Origin of the sequence: Cupriavidus sp. WGlv3, assembly GCF_023952475.1 — a bacterium.
In the GTDB taxonomy this organism is placed as follows: Bacteria; Pseudomonadota; Gammaproteobacteria; order Burkholderiales; family Burkholderiaceae; genus Cupriavidus; species Cupriavidus phytorum.
Genome location: NZ_JALHRX010000013.1, coordinates 64,087 through 83,559, shown reverse-complemented (window position 1 = coordinate 83,559; position 19,473 = coordinate 64,087). Strand labels below are relative to the sequence as shown.

Annotated in this window: 20 protein-coding genes; 5 read left to right on the top strand and 15 right to left on the bottom strand. The window is 69.2% G+C overall.

Annotation, left to right across the window (positions count from 1 at the left end; translation table 11 throughout):
• Positions 1–86 precede the first annotated feature (86 nt).
• A complete protein-coding gene (locus tag MKD38_RS20860; protein ID WP_252679587.1) occupies positions 87–1,004 on the top strand; it encodes a LysR substrate-binding domain-containing protein in 918 nt (305 codons plus the stop codon).
• Here the strand turns inward: MKD38_RS20860 and MKD38_RS20855 are convergent.
• The gene (locus MKD38_RS20855; protein ID WP_252679713.1) at positions 992–2,092 is read right to left on the bottom strand and encodes an anhydro-N-acetylmuramic acid kinase; all 1,101 of its coding nucleotides are present in this window, start codon (positions 2,090–2,092) and stop codon (positions 992–994) included. The genes MKD38_RS20860 and MKD38_RS20855 overlap by 13 nt on opposite strands.
• Before the next feature lie 50 nt (positions 2,093–2,142).
• The gene (locus MKD38_RS20850) at positions 2,143–3,534 is read right to left on the bottom strand and encodes a M23 family metallopeptidase (RefSeq protein ID WP_252679585.1); all 1,392 of its coding nucleotides are present in this window, start codon (positions 3,532–3,534) and stop codon (positions 2,143–2,145) included.
• Between the two features lie 263 nt (positions 3,535–3,797).
• On the opposite strand from MKD38_RS20850, the gene tyrS reads away from it, so the two are divergent.
• The 4 genes from tyrS (at position 3,798) to MKD38_RS20830 (ending at position 6,978) form a co-directional block, all read left to right on the top strand.
• The gene (gene tyrS, locus MKD38_RS20845) at positions 3,798–5,039 is read left to right on the top strand and encodes a tyrosine--tRNA ligase (protein WP_252679584.1); all 1,242 of its coding nucleotides are present in this window, start codon (positions 3,798–3,800) and stop codon (positions 5,037–5,039) included.
• A gap of 7 nt (positions 5,040–5,046) precedes the next feature.
• Positions 5,047–5,508, top strand: a complete 462-nt coding sequence (gene dtd / locus MKD38_RS20840; RefSeq protein ID WP_115708196.1) for a D-aminoacyl-tRNA deacylase — start codon at positions 5,047–5,049, stop codon at positions 5,506–5,508.
• Positions 5,509–5,560: 52 nt separating this feature from the next.
• Positions 5,561–6,220 (top strand): YbhB/YbcL family Raf kinase inhibitor-like protein, encoded by a 660-nt coding sequence (locus MKD38_RS20835; RefSeq protein WP_252679583.1) that lies wholly within the window; start codon positions 5,561–5,563, stop codon positions 6,218–6,220.
• Between the two features lie 83 nt (positions 6,221–6,303).
• Positions 6,304–6,978, top strand: coding sequence for a histidine phosphatase family protein (locus tag MKD38_RS20830; protein WP_252679582.1), 675 nt, complete (start codon positions 6,304–6,306; stop codon positions 6,976–6,978).
• A gap of 8 nt (positions 6,979–6,986) precedes the next feature.
• Here MKD38_RS20830 and MKD38_RS20825 read toward each other — a convergent pair whose 3' ends face one another.
• The 13 genes from MKD38_RS20825 to MKD38_RS20765 form a co-directional block, all read right to left on the bottom strand.
• Positions 6,987–7,712: a queuosine precursor transporter gene (locus MKD38_RS20825; RefSeq protein WP_252679581.1), complete on the bottom strand. Its 726-nt coding sequence runs from the start codon at positions 7,710–7,712 to the stop codon at positions 6,987–6,989.
• 190 nt (positions 7,713–7,902) lie between these two features.
• The gene (locus MKD38_RS20820; protein WP_252679580.1) at positions 7,903–8,487 is read right to left on the bottom strand and encodes a BPSL1445 family SYLF domain-containing lipoprotein; all 585 of its coding nucleotides are present in this window, start codon (positions 8,485–8,487) and stop codon (positions 7,903–7,905) included.
• A gap of 44 nt (positions 8,488–8,531) precedes the next feature.
• Complete coding sequence (locus MKD38_RS20815; protein ID WP_252679579.1) at positions 8,532–9,125, bottom strand: hypothetical protein; 594 nt, start codon at positions 9,123–9,125, stop codon at positions 8,532–8,534.
• 196 nt (positions 9,126–9,321) lie between these two features.
• Complete coding sequence (gene ruvB / locus MKD38_RS20810; protein WP_252679577.1) at positions 9,322–10,386, bottom strand: Holliday junction branch migration DNA helicase RuvB; 1,065 nt, start codon at positions 10,384–10,386, stop codon at positions 9,322–9,324.
• 58 nt (positions 10,387–10,444) lie between these two features.
• Positions 10,445–11,026 carry a Holliday junction branch migration protein RuvA gene (gene ruvA, locus MKD38_RS20805; RefSeq protein ID WP_252679570.1) on the bottom strand — a complete coding sequence of 194 codons (582 nt, stop codon included), beginning with the start codon at positions 11,024–11,026 and terminating at the stop codon, positions 10,445–10,447.
• A gap of 69 nt (positions 11,027–11,095) precedes the next feature.
• Positions 11,096–12,337 carry a glycerophosphodiester phosphodiesterase gene (locus tag MKD38_RS20800; protein WP_252679566.1) on the bottom strand — a complete coding sequence of 414 codons (1,242 nt, stop codon included), beginning with the start codon at positions 12,335–12,337 and terminating at the stop codon, positions 11,096–11,098.
• 51 nt (positions 12,338–12,388) lie between these two features.
• On the bottom strand, positions 12,389–12,934 hold the full coding sequence (gene ruvC / locus MKD38_RS20795) for a crossover junction endodeoxyribonuclease RuvC (protein WP_018008809.1): 546 nt from the start codon (positions 12,932–12,934) through the stop codon (positions 12,389–12,391).
• Between the two features lie 165 nt (positions 12,935–13,099).
• Positions 13,100–14,674, bottom strand: coding sequence for a bifunctional phosphoribosylaminoimidazolecarboxamide formyltransferase/IMP cyclohydrolase (purH, locus tag MKD38_RS20790; RefSeq protein ID WP_252679561.1), 1,575 nt, complete (start codon positions 14,672–14,674; stop codon positions 13,100–13,102).
• Positions 14,675–14,696: 22 nt separating this feature from the next.
• Positions 14,697–14,930 (bottom strand): Fis family transcriptional regulator, encoded by a 234-nt coding sequence (locus MKD38_RS20785; protein WP_010813887.1) that lies wholly within the window; start codon positions 14,928–14,930, stop codon positions 14,697–14,699.
• A complete protein-coding gene (gene dusB / locus MKD38_RS20780) occupies positions 14,927–15,988 on the bottom strand; it encodes a tRNA dihydrouridine synthase DusB (RefSeq protein WP_252679711.1) in 1,062 nt (353 codons plus the stop codon). The genes MKD38_RS20785 and dusB overlap by 4 nt, the downstream gene beginning before the upstream one ends.
• Positions 15,989–16,309: 321 nt before the next feature.
• Positions 16,310–17,548 carry a UbiH/UbiF/VisC/COQ6 family ubiquinone biosynthesis hydroxylase gene (locus tag MKD38_RS20775; RefSeq protein ID WP_252679560.1) on the bottom strand — a complete coding sequence of 413 codons (1,239 nt, stop codon included), beginning with the start codon at positions 17,546–17,548 and terminating at the stop codon, positions 16,310–16,312.
• Positions 17,529–18,008: a hypothetical protein gene (locus MKD38_RS20770; protein ID WP_252679559.1), complete on the bottom strand. Its 480-nt coding sequence runs from the start codon at positions 18,006–18,008 to the stop codon at positions 17,529–17,531. Before MKD38_RS20770 ends, MKD38_RS20775 begins: the two co-directional genes overlap by 20 nt.
• Positions 18,005–19,417, bottom strand: coding sequence for an aminopeptidase P N-terminal domain-containing protein (locus MKD38_RS20765; RefSeq protein ID WP_252679558.1), 1,413 nt, complete (start codon positions 19,415–19,417; stop codon positions 18,005–18,007). Before MKD38_RS20765 ends, MKD38_RS20770 begins: the two co-directional genes overlap by 4 nt.
• Between the last annotated feature and the right edge of the window lie 56 nt (positions 19,418–19,473).

The following is a 19,473-nucleotide window of genomic DNA, read 5'->3' as shown; positions in this document are numbered from 1 at the left end:
GATAGGTGTCGGGGCGATGGCGCCAGTATCGCCATGCGCAGAGGATAGGAAAAGCATATATTTCCTATGTTGCGATATAGGAAATCATGATCCCTTTCTCCTTCCGGCAGCTCGAGTACTTCGTCGCCGCCGCCGAGCACGGCAGTATCAGCGCCGCGGCCCGGGCGCGCCATGTGTCGCAGCCGTCGGTATCGACTGCAATCGCCCAGCTGGAGGACTCGCTGGGCGAGCCGCTGTTCAGGCGGCAGGTCAGCCGCGGGCTGTCGCTGACCCCGGCCGGGCAGCGCCTGCTGGGCAAGGCCCGCGACGTGCTGGCGCTGGCGGCGGGGCTTGCCGTCGATGATGGTGCAGGCAGGGGCCTGAGCGGCCAGCTGTCGCTGACCTGCTTCCAGGACCTGGGCCCGTACTTCGTGCCGCGCCTGCTGGCGGGACTGCGACAGCGCCATCCCGGCATCTCGGTGACGCTGTTCGAGGCCGACCTCGCCACCGTCCATCGCACCTTGCAGGCCGGCAAGGCGGAGCTGGCGCTGACCTATGAACTGGGACTCGACGCCCGCACCGAGCGCCGCACGCTGGCGGAACTGGCGCCCTATGCACTGTTGCCGGTCAACCATCCGCTGGCAAGCAGCGCCGAGGTCAGCCTGGCCGACCTGGCCGCCGAGCGGTTGATCCTCGAGGACATCCCACAGACCCGCGAATACTTCCTGTCATTGTTTTGGGCCCACGGGCTGCACCCGGTGCTGCACCAGTACACGCAGACCTTCGAGATGCAGCGCGGACTGGTGGCGCACGGCTATGGGGTGGCGCTGTCGTGCACGCGGCCCGCGGGCGACCACAGCTACGACGGCGTGCCGATCGCCTGCCGGCCGCTGCGCGAGCCGGTGACGCCGCAGCGTGTGGTGCTGGCGCACTCGCCGGCCATGCGGGCATCGCCGCTGGCGCAGGCGTTCATGGATTGGGTCGATGCAGGGGAGGGCGGCGGCGGCGCGGTTCAGCGCGGGTAGATCGCACCCAGCACGCGCTGCCCGGCGGCGCCGGTCACGGTGGGGACGTTGCCGGGCAGGCGCAAGAGGCACTGGCGCGCGAGCCAGGCAAAGGCGATGGCTTCGACCTGCGACACCGGCACGCCGTAGTCGTCTGAGGTCTCGATGGCCACGCCGGGCAGGGCCTGCGCCAGCCGCGCCATCACGAAGGCATTGCGGGCGCCGCCGCCGCAGACGATCAGCCGCCGCGCGGCGGGCGCGCTGGCGCGCACGTCGCGCGCGATGGCCTCGGCGGTCAGCGCCGCCAGCGTGGCCTGCACGTCGGCCGGCGCGAGCTGCGGGAATGCCGCCAGCCGCGCTTCCAGCCAGCCGGGATGGAACAGGTCGCGCCCGGTGCTCTTGGGCGGCGCCGCGCTGAAATAGGGCTCGGCCAGGCACTGCGCCAGCAGCGCGGCGTCGACCCGCCCGCTGGCGGCCCAGTCGCCGTTGCGGTCGAAAGCCAGGCCGCGGTGGCGGCCGATCCAGTAGTCGAGCAGCGCATTGCCCGGCCCGCAGTCGAAGCCGCTGATGGGGCCGCTGACAGGGCCGTCCGCTGCCGGCAGGATGCTGATGTTGGAGATGCCGCCGATATTGCAGACCACGCGGGTCTCGGCGTCGCTGCCGAACAGCGCGTGATGCAGCGCCGGCACCAGCGGCGCGCCCTGTCCGCCGGCGGCGAGGTCGCGGCTGCGGAAGTCCGCCACCACGTCGATGCCGGCCAGCTCCGCCAGCCGCGCCGGATGCTGGCTCTGGCGGGTATAGCCGATGCCGTCGTAGAGGCCGGGACGATGGCGGATGGTCTGGCCGTGGGCGCCGATGGCGGCGACCGAGGCGGCATCGATGCCCGCCTCGCGCAACAGCGCGGCGACGCAGTCGGCGTAGACCTGCGCCAGCGCATTGGCCGCCAGCGCCTCGCGGTGGATCTCGTCCTCGCCCGGTTGCTGCAGCGCGCCGAAGGCGGCGCGCAGCGTGTCGGGGAAGGGCTGGCTGGCGGCCGCCAGCACCGCGGGACGGGCGCCGCTGAAATCGACCAGTACCGCGTCGGCACCGTCCATGCTGGTGCCGGACATGATGCCGATATAGCGTTCGCTGCCGGGCACGGGAATCACGGTGGACGCGGTCAGTTGGCGGCGGTCAGGACGTTGTAGGTGCGCAGCGCATTGATGCGGCTGAGCAACCCGCTGGTGTAGGTCAGGAATTCCTGGCGCGACTTGCCGGTCAGCGCCGGCGATTCCATCAGCGTGATGGTCAGCGGGTTCTGCGGCACGTCATTGAAGCGGAACTCATAGTGCAGGTGCGGGCCGGTGGCCCAGCCGGTCGCGCCGACATAGCCGATCAGCTGGCCCTGGCGCACCGTCTGCCCCTGGCGCATGCCGGCAAAGCCCGACAGGTGCGCGTAGTAGGTGGAGTAGCCGTTGGGATGCGACAGGATGACGATGTTGCCGTAGCCGTTCTGCTGGCCGACGAACTCGACCACGCCGTCCCCGGTGGCCAGCACCTTGGTGCCGGTGGGGGCGGCGAAATCGACGCCCTTGTGCTGGGCCCAGTCGTGATGCAGCGGATGCTCGCGGCCGCCGAAGCCGGACGACACGCGCGAGAACTCCACCGGCGAGCGCAGGAACGGCCGCTTCATGCTGCGCCCGTCGAAAGTGTAGTAGGCGCCGCCGTCCTTGCTGCCCTCTGGCGCGAACCACAACGCCTGGTGCAGCTGGTTGCGGTTGATCAGCTCGAGCGCGACCACGCGGCCGTTGCGCACGAAGGTGCCGTCGCGAAAGCCCGCTTCATAGATGATGCGGAAGCGGTCGCCGGCGGCGATGTCGTGGTGGAAGTCGATCACGCCGGAGAAGATCGACAGCATCTGCTGCACCACTTCGTCGGGCACGTTGGCCGCGTCCATGGCCTTGAAGAAGCCACCGGAGGAAATCGCGCCCGAGGCCATCTCGTAGTGCACGTCGTTGTCGACGCGCAGCACCTTGGCCTTGTAGGCGGCGGCGGTGTCGCCGCTGGCGGCGCGCACGCGCTCGATCACCAGCTCGCGCGAGGCCGCGGCGTCGCCGCCGAGGTTGGCCTGCAGCGACACCAGCGTGTTGCTCTCGTCGATTTCCGCCTGCACCGCCTGGCCCGGGTTCAGGTTGAACAGGCCGCGCGCGGTGGGGTTCTTGACGATGAACGCCTGCGCGTCGGCATCGTCCACGCCCAGCCGCTTGAGCAGGGTGGCAATGGTGTCGCCGCGCTGCATGCGCTCTTCGCGCACGTACACGGCCTGGCTGTCGGTAAGCTGGTCGAGCTGTTCGCGCACGTCGGGCATGCGCAGGGCCTGCTGGGTGCGGGGCGCGCGCGGATCGTCGTAGGCGCTGCGGGGTGCGACACCCATGGCCGCGGCCATGCCGAGCGTGAAGATCGCACCGACCGAGGCCGTCAGTTGTTTGCGCCGCCGCGCATGCTGGGGGTTGGTCGGATCGACCAGCACCACCAGCTCACGCGCGAAAACTTCGCGGAGTCTGGACCACATCACGTAAAATTCAACCTTGGTCTGAGCCCGCTGCCGGGGACGATGTGTCTCGTCTGCCTTCCTCCCCCGAGGTGCGGCGCGTGCTGTTCAGTATTCAGTAATTTTGGCCCGCCTGCCTTGCTGCGCAAAGTGCTGTGCAAAGTGACGAGTGGCGCACCGGAAAGGCTTCCGCTGGCGCCTGGAAACGCGGATTATACCAAAATCCGGCCCTGGCGGCTGTCGGCAGATTTCCTAAAATTTCAAGTATTTCAAAGACTTACGTGATGACTGAAGTTGCCTCGGCCGCACCGGCCAAATACCCCCTGACGCCCTCGGTGATGCAGGCCCTGGAAGTCTCCAGGCGCGGCTGCGACGAGTTGCTGATCGAAGCGGAGTGGGCGCAGAAGCTGGCCCGCAGCGAGGCCACCGGCGTGCCGCTGCGCATCAAGCTGGGCCTGGACCCGACCGCGCCCGACATCCATATCGGCCACACCGTGGTGCTGAACAAGCTGCGCCAGCTGCAGGACCTCGGCCACCAGGTGATCTTCCTGATCGGCGACTTCACCTCGACCATCGGCGACCCGTCGGGCCGCAACAGCACGCGCCCGCCGCTCACGCGCGAGCAGATCGAGGCCAACGCCCAGACCTACTACCGCCAGGCCAGCCTGGTGCTCGACCCGGCCCGCACCGAGATCCGCTACAACAGCGAATGGTGCGACCCGCTCGGCGCGCGCGGCATGATCCAGCTCGCGGCCAAGTACACCGTGGCGCGCATGATGGAGCGCGACGACTTCACCAAGCGCTTCCGCTCCGGGATTCCGATTTCCGTGCACGAGTTCCTCTACCCGCTGATGCAGGGCTACGACTCGGTGGCGCTGAAGTCCGACCTGGAGCTGGGCGGCACCGACCAGAAGTTCAACCTGCTGGTGGGGCGCGAGCTGCAGAAGGAATACGGCCAGGAGCCGCAGTGCATCCTGACCATGCCGCTGCTGGTGGGCCTGGACGGGGTCGAGAAAATGTCCAAGTCCAAGGGCAACTACGTGGGCGTGACCGAGGCCCCGAACGAGATGTTCGGCAAGCTGATGAGCATCTCGGACGACCTGATGTGGCAGTACTTCACGCTGCTGTCGTTCCGCCCGATGAGCGAGATCGACCTGATGAAGCAGGAGATCGCCGCCGGCCGCAACCCGCGCGACTGCAAGGTGCTGCTGGCGCAGGAGATCGTGGCGCGCTTCCACAGCCAGGCCGATGCCGAGAAGGCGCTGGAAGACTTCAACCACCGCGCCCGCGGCGGCGTGCCGGACGACATCCCGGCGGTGAGCCTGGCAGGTGCGCCGCTGGGCATCGCGCAGTTGCTCAAGCAGGCCAACCTGGTGCCGTCGACCTCGGAAGCCAACCGCAATATCGAGCAGGGCGGCGTCAAGATCGACGGCGCCACCGTGAGCGACAAGGCCACCAAGGTGGCCGCGGGCACCTACGTCGTGCAGGTCGGCAAGCGCCGCTTCGCGCGCGTGACGCTGGCCTGAGGCGGCGATGATCGCGCTGATCCAGCGGGTGGCCCAGGCCCGCGTCACGGTCGCAGGCCGCACCACCGGCGAGATCGGCGCCGGCCTGCTGGCACTGGTCTGCGCCGAGCGCGGCGACACCGAGGCGCAGGCCGAGCGGCTGCTGGCCAAGATGCTGTCGTACCGGGTGTTTTCCGATGCCGACGGCAAGATGAACCTGCCGGTGCAGAACATGGACGGCAACGGCAATCCGGGCGGGCTGCTGGTGGTGTCGCAGTTCACGCTCGCGGCCGATACCAACAGCGGCACGCGGCCGAGCTTCACGCCCGCGGCCTCGCCCGAGGATGGCCGGCGCCTGTACGAGCATTTCGTGGCGCGCGCGCGCGCGGCGCATCCGCAGGTGCAGACCGGCGAGTTCGGCGCGATGATGCAGGTCAGCCTCGTCAACGACGGTCCGGTCACGTTCTGGCTGCGCGTGGCACCGGCCTGAACCAATTCCAAGCTGCCGCGTCCCCGGCGCGGCATCAAGACAGGAGAGACAAATGAAACTCTGGAGCAAGTCCTTCAACGACAACGCGCCGATCCCCGGCGAGTTCGCCTTCTGCGTGCCCGACGCCGCCGCCCACGTGGCCCTGTCGAACAACCGCAATCCCGACCTGCACTGGGAAGACGCGCCGGCCGAGACGCGCTCGTTCGTGCTGATCTGCCACGACCGCGACGTCCCCAGCAAGGGCGACGACGTCAACCAGGAAGGCCGCGAAGTGCCGGCCTCGCTACCGCGCGTGGACTTCTTCCACTGGGTGCTGGTCGACATCCCGCCCGGCCTGACCTCGATCGCCGCGGGCTCGCACAGCGACGGCGTGATCGCGCGCGGCAAGCCGGGCCCGGAAGCCACCGGCGGCACCGCCACCGCGGGCGGCCTGCGCCACGGCATCAACGACTACACCGGCTGGTTCGCCGGCGATGCCGACATGAAGGGCGACTACTACGGCTATGACGGCCCGTGCCCGCCGTGGAACGACGCGCTGCTGCACCATTACGTGTTCACGCTGTATGCGCTGGACCTCGACCGGCTGCCGCTGGAAGGCACCTTTACCGGCACCCAGGTGCGCGACGCGATCCAGGGCCACGTGCTGGCGCAGGCCAGCCTGACCGGCACCTATACGCTGAACCCGACGCTGGCAAAGTCGTCGGCGGCCTGAAGCCGGGCCGGTGCCGCGTCCCGCGCGGTGCCGGGCCGGCATGGCCCCAAGCAAGCACCCGCAGCAACCCCGAAGGAAACGGCATGTCGCAAAGCCCCGGGCCGCATTCGCTGGCCTTTACCCACCTGATCGTGATCCGCCATGGCGAAACGGCCTGGAACCGGGAGCGCCGGCTGCAGGGCCAGCTCGATATTCCGCTGAACGAGACCGGCCATGCCCAGGCTCGCGCGCTGGCAGATGCGCTGGCGGGCGAGCCGATCGATGCGGTGTATTCCAGCGACCTGTCGCGCGCGCTGGAAACCGCCGCGCCGCTGGCCGAGGCACTGGGGCTGCAGGTGCGCGCCGATGCGCGGCTGCGCGAGCGCAGCTACGGCGCGCTGCAGGGCAAGACCTACGCCGAGGTCGCCGAGCACCTGCCGGAAGACTTTGCCCGCTGGCAGGCGCGCGTGCCCGATTACGCGCCGCCCGCGGGCGAGTCGCTGCTGGGTTTCCACGAACGCGCGGTCGACGCGGTGCTGGCGCTGTCGCGCCGGCATCCGGGCGAGCGCATCGCGCTGGTCGCGCACGGCGGCGTGCTCGACTGCCTCTACCGCGAGGCCACCGGCATGACGCTGGAAGCGCCACGCCAGCACGAACTGCTCAATGCCAGCGTCAACCGCCTGCGCAGCGACAGCACCCATCTGACGCTGGCCCAGTGGGGCGACGTCAGCCACCTGGAGAACCTGGCGCTGGACGAGGTGGACCGGCGCGTGCCCTAGCCGCGGCGCTAGACCCTGACGCGGAACGGCGTGAAGTTGGTGTGCCGGTCGAAATAATCTTCGTTCTCGGCGCGCTTCAGGAAGCCCACCACCTTGTACGTGACCGGCGTCATCACCACCTCCCAGCCGGTCTTCAGCACATACTGCGCCACCGCCACCTGGACCACCTGCTCCAGCGGCCAGATGCCGTAGAAAGCGATCACGTAGAACAGCGACGAGTCCACCAGCTCGCCGGCCAGCGTCGAGCCGATGGTGCGCGTCCACAGCCAGCGGCCGGCGGTCCACAGCTTCATTTTGGCCAGCACGTAACTATTGGCAAAGCTGCCGCAGCAGAACGCGATCAGCGAGCCGAGCGCGATGCGCCAGGTGTTGCCGAATACGTCCTGCAGGCTCTTCTGGTAATCCGCCATGAACGGCGCGACCGGCATGTTCAGCACCACCAGGCTCATGAAGGTGGCGAAGGCCAGCGCGGCAAAGCCGGCCCAGACCACGCGCCGATCGCGCCCGTAGCCGTAGACCTCGGTCAGCACGTCGCCGAAGATGTATGAGACCGGGAAGAACAGCACGCCCGCGCCGAAGGTGACCGTGCCGATCAGCGGCAGCGTCACCTGCGCCGCCTTGGCCGCGCCGATCAGGTTCGAGCACAGCAGCACGGTGACGAAGGCCACCATGACGAAGTCGTAGTAGCGATAGACGCGGCCGCCGTGGGCCGGGCTGGCGGGTATGGCTGACATGGGGGCTCCCGGTCGCGTGCGCGCTGGCGCAGTGGGTTGGGCGCGATTATGCCAGCACGCGGCGCGTTCGCGCACGCCGGGCGGCGCAGCGTGGCGCAGCGATAGGGTGCTCCACAAAAGAAATTCCCGGCCTGAGCCGGGAACCGTGTCCAGGAGGGGCGGACCCTCCCAGGTTGGCAGCGCCGCGATGTCAGATATCCAGCTTGCTGATCTTGGACCCGTTCACCGAGACGTCGAACATCAGGCCGGCGTTGGTCTGCACGAAGGCAATCACCGGCTGCTGGCTGGTCAGCGTGTCGAGCCTGCCGTCCGCGCCGATCTTCGCCACCGCCACGTTGGCATCCGCACCCGCGGTCCAGCCCTTGCTGGACACAAACTTGTTGTAAGCCTCGGGTGTCATGAACATGATGATGACGGCCTTGGATTGTCCGCCGGCGGTCAGCCCGACCGAGGCCTGTGTCGTGCTGTAGTAGCCGACCGTCGCGCCCTTCGAGCGCAACGCACCTTCGCCGTATTCGGCGCCTACGATAAAGCCGCCTGCCAGTACGCGCGGGAACACCAGGATGCCCTGCGCGCGCTGCGCCAGCTCGCGCGAGCCATTGGCCGAGGAGAACAATCGGTTCAGCGCGCCGTCGACGCCCGCGTCGATCTCTTGCTTCTTGGCGACCGGGTCTTTGGACGTGCCGGTACCGGTGGTGGTACAGCCCGCGGCCATCGCGGTCGCAACGAGCAGGCCCGATCCGGCAACCCGGGTAACAAAGTGGCGACGATTCATAGGTAACCTCCTGATGGGAAAAGTACCGCGCCTGATTCAGTGGCTCAGTTTGCTGCGGCTGCCGCTGGCGCCCTGACCGTAATGGCCACGACTTCACGGTAGACGATCTTGGCCATCTGGCCTTGCTTGATGCCATTCAGATCGATGGCGGGGTCCTGGACCTTGACCGTGCGCAGCGTTTCGCGCGGGCCGCGGAAGGTGAGCTGGCGCTTGGCCGGGTCAATCTTGGTGATCTGCGCGGTCACCGTGGTGGTGATCTCGCGCATGATGCCGGGCTTGCCGCCCTCGGCCGCACGCGTGGTGCGGTCGACCGATTCGGCCAGTGCCGTCGCCTTGCTGTCGACCGGCTCGAGCGCCGCGACCAGCGCGGCGCCGCGCGCCACGGTCAGGATGTCGCCCTTGCGGATCTGGCCGAAATTGCGGACCTCGTCGCCGCCCACCAGCTCGACCACATTGCCGCGCGGGCCCTGCACCAGCACCGCCTTGGTTTCGGGATCGATATCGACGATCTTGCCGCTGATGACCGCTTCTTCGGCCACGCCGACCGGCGCCGGCGGGCGCTGGGCGTTGGCACTGCCGGCGCTGAACGCGGCCACGGCGAGAAGTGCGGCGAGCAGGCTGGAACACTGGCGGATCATGGCTTTCCTTGACAGGTTTGCAAAGGAGCCGTGCCCCGGCGGACACAGCCGTCATGGCACCGGGCAGGTGCCGATGAAGCCATTGTGGACAACCGGCCACCAGCCAGCAATCCACTTCGAAAAAATTTGGGGTGGGAATTTAAAACGTTTAATTGATTGCGACGTGTGCGCCATGGCTCACGTCGCGGGCGCGGGTTCAGGCGTCGCCGAGCAGTTCGTCAGCGCCCCCGGCCATGCCTTGCGGGCTGGCCAGGCCGAAATGCCGGTAAGCCGCCGCGGTGGCCACGCGCCCGCGCGGGGTGCGCTGCAGGTAACCCTGCTGGATCAGGTAGGGTTCGAGCACGTCCTCGATAGTGTCGCGCTCTTCGCCGATCGCGGCGGCGAGGTTGTCCACGCCGACCGGGCCGCCGCCGAACTTGTGCAGCACCGCCTCGAGCAGCTTGCGGTCCATCAGGTCGAAGCCGACGCGGTCGACGTCGAGCATGGCCAGTGCGGCATCCGCCATCTCGCGCGTGATGGTGCCGTCGCCCTTGACCTCGGCATAGTCACGCACCCGGCGCAGCAGCCGGTTGGCGATGCGGGGCGTGCCGCGCGCGCGCCGGGCGATTTCGAGCGCGCCTTGCGGATCGATGCGGGCCTGCAGCAGCTGGGCCGAGCGGCTGACAATGCGGGCCAGTTCATCGGCGGTGTAGAACTCCAGCCGCGCGACGATGCCGAAGCGGTCGCGCAGCGGGTTGGTCAGCATGCCGGCGCGCGTGGTGGCGCCCACCAGCGTGAACGGCTGCAGGTCCAGCTTGACCGAGCGCGCCGCCGGGCCTTCGCCGATCATGATGTCGATCTGGTAGTCCTCGAGCGCCGGGTACAGGATTTCCTCGACTACCGGCGAGAGCCGGTGGATTTCGTCGATGAAGAGCACGTCGTTGGCTTCGAGGTTGGTCAGCAGCGCGGCGAGGTCGCCGGGGCGCTCCAGCACCGGGCCGGAGGTCTGGCGCAGGTTCACCCCCATCTCGCGCGCGATGATGTGGGCCAGCGTGGTCTTGCCCAGCCCGGGCGGGCCGAACAGCAGCACGTGGTCGAGCGCCTCGCGCCGCTTGCGCGCCGCATGCATGAAGATGTCCAGCTGCCCGCGCACCTTTTCCTGGCCGACATACTCGTCCAGCAGCTTGGGCCGCAGTGCGCGCTCGAATGCCTCCTCGTGCGACGAGGCGGGGGTGGCGGCGATCACGCGGGCGGGGGCGGCAAGCTTGTCTGTTTCGATCATGGTGGTCAGGGGCCCGGACAGCGGCAACAATGCGCCATTCTACGCGCCAATCCGAAGCTCAAGCCTTGGACAGCGCCTTGAGCGCCAGCTTGATGCCTTCGGACACCCCGGTGCCGGCCGGCACCTGCTTGATCGCCGCAGCGGCCTCCTTTTCCGAGTAGCCCAGCGCCAGCAGCGCATTGAGCACGTCGACGGCACTGTCGGGCACCGCCGGCGCGCCGGGCGCGTGACCCAGTTCCGCGCCCAGCTTGCCCTTGAGCTCCAGCAGCAGGCGCTCGGCAGTCTTCTTGCCGATGCCGGGGATGCGCGTCAGGCGCCCGGCTTCCTGCAGCGTGATCGCCTGCGCCAGCTCGGGCACGGACATGCCCGACAGCACCGCCAGCGCCATGCGCGCGCCGATGCCGGTGATTTTGATCAGCTCGCGGAAGGTGTTGCGCTCGGCCGCGCTGCCGAAGCCGTACAGCAGGTGCGCATCCTCGCGCACGATCAGCTGTGTCAGCAGGGTTACCGGCTGGCCCATCGCCGGCAGGTTGTAGAAGGTGCTCATCGGCACGTCGACCTCGTAGCCGACGCCGTGGCAGTCGACCAGCAGGTGCGGGGGATTCTTCTCGATAAGGGTGCCGGCGATGCGTCCGATCATGGTGCGGGAAAAAACAGGAGGTCAGGAAAGAGGCGGCCGCCAGTGTATCGCGGCGGCCGCCCGGCCGGCTCAGCGTGCAGGTGTATCGACAGCGCGCCGGCCCAGCGCCGGGTCGTCGGTGAAGAAGCCGTCGATGCCGGCCGCGACGAAGGCCTGCACCTCGCGCTCCATGCCCGCCGGGCTGCGCGTGGCCTCGTCGCCGCCGCTCTGCAGGGCCTTGGGCAGGAAGCTGTTTTCCGGGCGGAAGGTGTACGGATGCACGAACAGGCCGGCGGCATGGGCCTGCTGCACCACCGCCGTCGGCGCGCCCAGCGCGCCCTGCGCATCGCGGGGCACGATGCTGCTTTTCTCGGGGCCGATGCCGTCGGCGTAGGCCGCCACTTCTCGCAGGCCGGTCGTGCTCAGCATGTCGCCGAAGGTGCGGCCGTCGCCGGCCAGCTTCCAGTCGGCCGGGCCCTTGCGCGGGTTGCCGATCAGCTGGACCAGCCTGACGTTGGGCAGGCCGTGGCCCAGCGTGCGCCGCAGCGCGCGCAGGCTGCCGCTCTCGAAACACTGGATGAACACCGGCGCATTGCGCAGATAGGCCTGCGCCCGCACCGCCGCTGCGAGCTTGTCCTCGAGCGGCAGGCCGATGCCGCGAAAATAGCTGGGGTGCTTCAGTTCCGCATAGATGCCGACGGGTTTGCCGGTGCGCAGCGCGGCCTGCTCGGCCAGGCGCACGATCTCTTCGAAGGACGGCACCTCGAACTGGTCGTTCAGGCGCGCATTGGCCGGGCGCAGGCGCGGGATGCGCTCGCGCGCGCGCAGCGTCTTCAGTTCGGCCAGCGTGAAGTCCTCGGTGAACCAGCCGGTCAGGCGCTCGCCGTCGATCACCTTGGTGCGCTTGCGCTCGGCGAACTGCGGCAGTTCGGCGACGTTGGTGGTGCCGGTGATGTCGTTCTCGTGGCGCGCCACCAGCACGCCGTCGCGCGTCATGACGAGGTCGGGCTCGATCGCATCGGCGCCATCCTCGATCGCCTTGGCGTAGGCTGCCAGCGTATGTTCCGGACGCAGCGCGCTGGCACCGCGATGCGCGATCACCAGCGGCCTGGGTTGGGCGGCGGCCGCAGGCGCGGCGCTTGGGGCGGGCGCGGGCGCCGGCGGCGCGGGGGGCGTGGCCGGCTTCGGGCGCGGTGCGGTGGCACAGCCCGCCATCAGCACGGCGCACGCCGCGGCGGCAGCGGCCGGGAACAGCCATCGGCCGGGGGCGGCAAGAACAGGGAAGAGGCCGGCGCGCGGGCGCGGCGCGCGCAGTCGGGACTGGCTAGGCATGCAGCGTTCCTGTGGTGGGACCAAGCCCCGATTGTAAAAGACTCGTCGCGCTCAGCCGACCAGGCGTCCGCGCCGCACGCGCATGCCCTTGCGCACCAGCTCAGGCGCCAGGCCGGCCAGCGTGCCCAGGGTATCGCCGCCGTTGGCATGGCAGATCGCCACGCCCAGCGCATCGGCCGCATCGCTGCCGGGCTGGCCGGGCAGCATCAGCAGCCGCGTCACCATTTCCTGTACCTGCGCCTTGTTGGCGCGGCCATAGCCGACCACCGCCACCTTGAGCTGCAGCGCGGTGTATTCGAACACCGGCAGCCCATAGCCGACCAGCCCGCAGATCGCCGCCCCGCGGGCCTGGCCCAGCAGCAGCGTGGACTGCGGGTTGACGTTGACGAAGACCTTCTCGATCGCCGCGCAGTCGGGCGCATAGGTGCGCGAGACCTCGCTGATGCCGTCGTACAACGTCTTCAGCCGTTCGGGCAGGTTGGCATTGCCGTCGCTCTTGATCGTGCCCGAGGCGATGTAGGCAAGCTTGTTGCCTTGCTTCTCGATCACGCCGAAGCCGGTGGTGCGCAGGCCGGGGTCGATGCCTAGGATTCGCATTAGGTGGGTAGGGTGGATGGCGCTGCTAGTGTATTGCTTTTTGCGCGGGTGTTCGCGCCGGCATCGCTGGCGCACCAAGCAAAAAGCGGTTTCGCTGCCCGCATGGGAGCGAAACCGCTTCGTTTGCCGGCGGCCTTGCTGCGCAAGTCCGCGAGCGTGCCGTGCTTAGTGGCGGAAATGCCGCGTGCCGGTCAGCACCATGGCAATGCCGCGCTCGTCGGCGGCGGCGATCACTTCGTCATCGCGCATCGAGCCGCCCGGCTGGATCACGCAGGTCGCGCCGGCATCGACCACCACGTCCAGGCCGTCGCGGAACGGGAAGAACGCGTCCGACGCCACCGCCGACCCGGCCAGGGTCAGGCCGGCGTTCTGCGCCTTGATGCTGGCGATGCGGGCCGAATCGACGCGGCTCATCTGGCCGGCGCCTACGCCCAGCGTCATGCCGCCGCCGCAGAACACGATGGCGTTGGACTTGACGAACTTGGCCACGCGCCAGGCGAACATCAGGTCGTCCATTTCCTTCGGCGTCGGGTGGCGGCGCGTCACCACGCGCAACTCGGACGGCTGCACGTTCTTGGCGTCGGGACTCTGCACCAGCAGGCCGCCGCCGACGCGCTTGAAGTCGAACTGGTTGATGCCCTTGCCCAGCGGAATCTCCAGCAGCCGCACGTTCTGCTTGGCCGCGAACACCGCGCGCGCGGCGGCGCTGAACGCCGGTGCGATCAGCACTTCGACGAACTGCTTGGCCACGGCCAGGGCGGCGGCTTCGTCCAGCTCGACGTTGAAGGCGATGATGCCGCCGAAGGCCGAGGTCGAGTCGGTCTTGAAGGCCTTGTCATACGCTTCCAGCGCGTTGGCGCCCAGCGCCACGCCGCACGGGTTGGCATGCTTGATGATGACGCAGGCTGCGCCCGCGGCGGCGTCGAACGACTTCACGCACTCCCACGCGGCATCGGCGTCGGCGATGTTGTTGTACGACAGCTCCTTGCCCTGCAGCTGCACGTAGTTGGCGAGCGCGCCGTCGACCGCCTTCAGGTCGCGGTAGAACGCCGCCGACTGGTGCGGGTTCTCGCCATAGCGCATTTCCTGGACCTTGTCGAAGGCCAGGTTCAGCGTCTGCGGGTAGGCGCTGCGCGCCTGGTGCGACTTGTCGGCACCCAGGCTGGTCAGGTAGTTGGTGATGGCGCCGTCGTACTGCGCAGTGTGCGCGAACACCTTGGTGGCCAGGCGGAAGTTGGTGTCGTAGCCGACGCTGTTGCCGTTGGCGCGCATTTCACCGAGCACCACGGCGTAGTCGGCCGGGTCGACGATCACGGTCACGTCGCGGTGGTTCTTGGCCGCCGAGCGCAGCATGGTCGGGCCGCCGATGTCGATGTTCTCGATCGCGTCCGGCAGCGTGCAGTCATCCTTGGCCACGGTTTGCTGGAACGGGTACAGGTTCACCACCAGCAGGTCGATGGTGGGGATATGGTGTTCGGCCAGCGCGGCCATGTGCTCGGGCAGGTCGCGGCGCGCGAGGATGCCGCCGTGCACCTTCGGATGCAGCGTCTTGACGCGGCCGTCGAGCATTTCCGGGAAGCCGGTGTAGTCGGCCACCTCCGTCACGGGCAGGCCGCTGTCGGCCAGCAGCTTGGCGGTGCCGCCGGTGGAAAGCAGCGTGACGCCGAGCGCGTTCAGTTCGCGCGCGAATTCGACGATGCCGGTCTTGTCGGAAACGGAGAGTAGGGCTTGCTTGATCATGGCAGTGGGAAACGCTTCAAATTCAAAGTAAACCGTGCTGCTGCAGCTTCTTGCGCAGCGTATTGCGATTGATGCCCAGGTAGGCGGCCGCCAGCGACTGGTTGCGCTCGGCGCGCACCATCACGGCTTCCAGCAGCGGCCGTTCGACCGCCTCGAGCACCATGTTGTACATGTTCGACGGCTCTTCGCCGTCCAGGTCGCGAAAGTAGGTATCCAGGCTTTCCCGGATGCACTGGTCGATAGCGTTGCGGCTCATGCGGCAAGCAACTCCCCGTTTTTGTTGTTGTTCGCTTCGTCTTTGTCTTGCGCGGCGTCGTCGACATACACCAGCCGGTCGGAAATCTGCGCCTGCTCGTCGAAGAACGCGTTGACCGCCGCCAGCTGCTCGGCGGTGCTTTCCAGCGTGTTCATGCGGTGGCGGAACAGGTTGGCGCCGCGCAGCCCGCGCGTGTACCAGGCAATGTGCTTGCGCGCGGTGCGCACACCGGTGAACTCGCCGTAGAAGTCGTAATGGTCTTCCAGGTGCGCGTTCATGATGGCGCGGATCTCGGCCACTTCCGGCGACGGCAGCATCTCGCCGGTCTTCAGGAAGTGCTCGATCTCGCGGAACAGCCAGGGCCGGCCCTGCGCCGCGCGGCCGATCATGAGCGCGTCGGCGCCGGTCAGCGCCAGCACCTCCCTGGCTTTCTGCGGCGTGGTGATGTCGCCGTTGGCGACCACCGGGATCGACAGCTCCGCCTTGACCGCGGCAATGGTCTCGTACTCGGCGTCGCCGTGATACAGGTCGGCGCGGGTGCGGCCGTGGATGGTCAGCATGCTGATGCCGGCGTCCTCGACCATGCGCGCGATGCGCAGCGCATTGCGGTTTTCGCGGTTCCAGCCGGTGCGGATCTTCAGCGTCACCGGCACGCGCTCGCCGACCGCGGCGACCACCGCCTCGACGATGCGCACCACCAGCGGCTCGTTCTGCAGCAGGGCCGAGCCGGCGGCGACGTTGCACACCTTCTTGGCCGGGCAGCCCATATTGATGTCGATGATCTGCGCGCCGCGGTCGACGTTGTAGCGCGCCGCCTCGGCCATCATCGACGGCTCGGCGCCCGCGATCTGCACCGAGATGGGTTCGACCTCGCCGGCGTGGTTGGCGCGGCGCATGGTCTTCTCGCTCTTCCACAGCTGGGCGTTGGACGCGACCATTTCCGACACCGCGTAGCCCGCGCCCAGCTGCTTGCACAGCTGGCGGAAGGGCCGGTCCGTCACGCCCGCCATCGGGGCGACAAACAGGTTGTTGCGGAGTTGGTGAGGTCCGATCTGCACGGCGGTGGTGGCGGTTGTGGCGGTGAAGCGGCGATTCTGGTGGCCCGTCCCGGTGGCCCCGGCGTCGCCGCACGACATGCGCCGCGACGGATCGGGACAGTCTGTGCGGGGCGGGAAGGAAACAGAGACGAAACGGAAAAACATGCCCCTGCCGAAACTACTGCCGGCGGTGGATCGGGACATGTGCGAGGGCAGGATTCTACCGCCAATCGGTCGCGGTTGCCCAAGATTTGAGCATCCGCGGCGCAGCGCGGATTTGACTGTGGCGCCATGCCACACTACCAGTGGCGCAAGCGCCACTGGCAGCGTGCGGCCAGCCGTTCAACGGCGCATGCCGAACATCATGTGGCGCGCCAGCGCGTGCCGCAGCGGCGGCAGGCATGCCAGTGCCGCCAGCGACGCGCCGCGGGCATGGGCCGCGAGCGGGTAGGCCACGCCGAACACGCGCGGCAGCAGGTCGGTCACGCCGATGGTGACGGCGCGGTCGAGGCGGTGGCGGCCGGCAAACGCCTGCAGCGCTTGCGGGCTGCAGGCGCCGCGCAGCGAGTCGGCCAGCGCAAACGCATCGCGCAGGCCCAGGTTCAGCCCCTGTCCGGCCACCGGATGGAGCGTCTGCGCGGCATTGCCGACTGCCACCACGCGCCCGTTGACCGTGACCGGCGCGGCGTTCAGCCCCAGCGGGAAGGCATGGCGCTTGCCGGCCAGCGTGAACTGGCCCATGCGGTCGCCGAAGGCGCGGCCCAGCTCCGCCGCGAACTGCGCGTCCGGCAGCGCGATGCGGCGCGCGGCCTGTTCGGGCGGGCAGCACCACACCAGCGCGTAGCCGGGCGTGCCATGTTCCTCGTGCGGCAGCAGCGCCAGCGGGCCTTCCTCGGTAAAGCGCTCCCAGGCCCAGCCGGGCTGCGGGCGCGAGCAGGTGACATGGGCGATCACCGCGGTCTGGCGGTAGTCGCGCGTGCGCGCGCCGCGGCCCTGGTGCGCGGCCTGTTCATGGAACAGCCCGCCCTCGGCCTGCACCGCCACGCGCGCGGCAAACCGTGCCGCCTGGCCGTCGTGGCCGGTGCCCTCCAGATGCACGATGCCGGCGTCCGCCACGTCCGCGCCGCGCGGCACCGGATCCTGCTCGATCCGCTCGATGCGGGTTTCGAAGACCCGCCGCAGCTGGCCTTCGCCGGCCGCCTGCGCGGCCTGCGCCAGCGCGCGCTCGAGCACGTTGCACAGCTCGCCGTAGCGCACCACGTAGCCGAGCGCGGGCACGCCGTAGTCGTCATGGTGCAGGCGGACATGGCCGAAGCGGCCGCGCTGCGACACATGGATATGCTCGATCGGGCTGCCCGGCACCGGCCATGCGCCGATCTGCTCCAGCAGCTGGCGGCTGCCGTGCGACAGCGCGATCGCGCGCGGGTCGCGCGCCGCGCGCGCCGGCGTGGCGGCGTCGACCAGCAAGATGCGCCAGCCGGTGGTGCGCAACAGCTGGCAGGCCAGCGCCAGCCCGACCGGGCCGCCGCCGACGATGGCGATATCGGCGGGGCCTTCGGAATCAGGCTGCGGGGCCGGCATCGTCACTGCCTCCTGCGTGATCTGCATCGGTTCCGGTTTGTGCTTGCGCGCCGCGCTTCCAGCAGATCGCGTCAGAGCGCGACTTGCCGGCCGCGGCGTCGCGCAGCGCTTTGTCGAGCTTTTGCTGGTCGAAGCCCGGCAGCGCGCGCAGCTGCTCCAGCAGCGCGGCATGGTTGGCGGCATCGAACGGCACCACGCAGCCCTGGCCCGAGTCGGGCGCGCCGATCAGGATCAGCCAGGCCCTGCCGGCCCAGGGCGCGCGGTCGGAGACCCGCACCACCACGCGCTCGAGCGCGTTCCAGGCGAGCTCCTCGCGCTGGCCGTCGGGGCGGTGCACCACCACGCGGTCGTCGTACAGGTTGACGATGAACGGTTCGGAAGGGTCGGGCCGCCGGGCACTGCCGGCCTGGTCGCGGGCGCCGCCCTGGCCCGGCAGGATCTTGCGCAGCCAGCTGATCATCGCTGGCCTCCGGCGCTGGCGCGGTCGCGCATCAGCGCTTCGATCTCGTCGGCCAGCACCGGCACGCCGCGCGTGATCAGCTCGCAGTCGCCCTCGGTGACCACGGCGTCGTCCTCGATGCGGATGCCGATATGCCAGTAGCGTTCGGGCACGTCCTCGGCCGGACGCACGTAGATGCCTGGCTCGATGGTCAGCACCATGCCGGGCTGCAGCGGCCGCCACGGCCGCTCGCCCTCGCCGCTGTGGCTGGCCACGCGGTACTCGCCCACGTCATGGACATCCATGCCGAGCCAGTGGCCGGTGCGGTGCATGTAGAAGCGGCGGTAGCTGCCGCTGGCCAGCACGTCGTCGAGCGTGCCTTCCTGGTTGCGGTCGAGCAGGCCGGTGTCGAGCATGCCCTGGGCCAGCACGCGCACGGCGGCGTCATGCGGCACGTTGTAAGGCACGCCGGCGCGGGTTTCGGCGATGGCGGCCTGCTGCGCGGCTACCACCAGGTCATACAGCTCGCGCTGCGCCGGCGAGAAGCGGCCCGAGACCGGGAAGGTGCGGGTGATGTCCGAGGCGTAGCCGTCGAGCTCGCAGCCGGCGTCGATCAGGCACAGGTCGCCGTCCTTCAGTTCGGCCGGGCCGGCGCGGTAGTGCAGCACGCAGGCGTTGGGCCCGGTGGCGACGATCGAGTTGTAGGCCACGCTCTGCGCGCCATGGCGGCGGAATTCATAGAGCAGCTCGGCCTCGAGGTGGTATTCGCGCAGGCCGGCGCGGGTGGCCTGCATCGCGCGCACATGGGCGCCGGCGGAAATCGCCGCGGCGCGGCGCATGATGGCCAGCTCGCCGGCATCCTTGAACAGCCGCATTTCGTCGAGCAGGGTGCGGATGTCGAGCGCCACCGACGGCGCGGCCACGCCGGCGCGGCCCTGCATGCGCACCGCGTCGAGCCAGCGCCGCATCTGCATGTCGGTGCGGATCGAATCGGCCAGCGGGTAGGCTACCTGCGCGCGGTTGGCCAGCAGCGGCGGCAGCGTGGCGTCGATCTCTTCGACCGAATGCGCCTCGTCGAAGCCGAACGCGGCGCGCGCGCCTTCCGGGCCGAAGCGGAAGCCGTCCCAGATCTCGCGCTCTTCATGCTTGGGGCGGCAGAACAGGATGCTGCGGTCGGCCTCGGCCGGCTCGCCGGGCGCGCCGGCCACCAGCACCAGCACCGCTTCGGGCTCGGTGAAGCCGCTCAGGTAATAGAAATAGCTGTCGTGCCGGTACGGATAGTCGCTGTCGCGGTTGCGCATGGCTTCCGGCGCCGTGGGCAGGATCGCCACGCCGCCGCCGCCGGCGCGCAGGTGCTGCAGCACTCGGGCGCGGCGTTCGCGGCAGGCGGCGAGGAGGGCGGCGAGGTGGGCGTGATCGGGTGCGGACATTGGTCTGGCCTGATAAGGGGGATCAGGCCGATTCTACCGCCGCTGGCGGCGCCGCT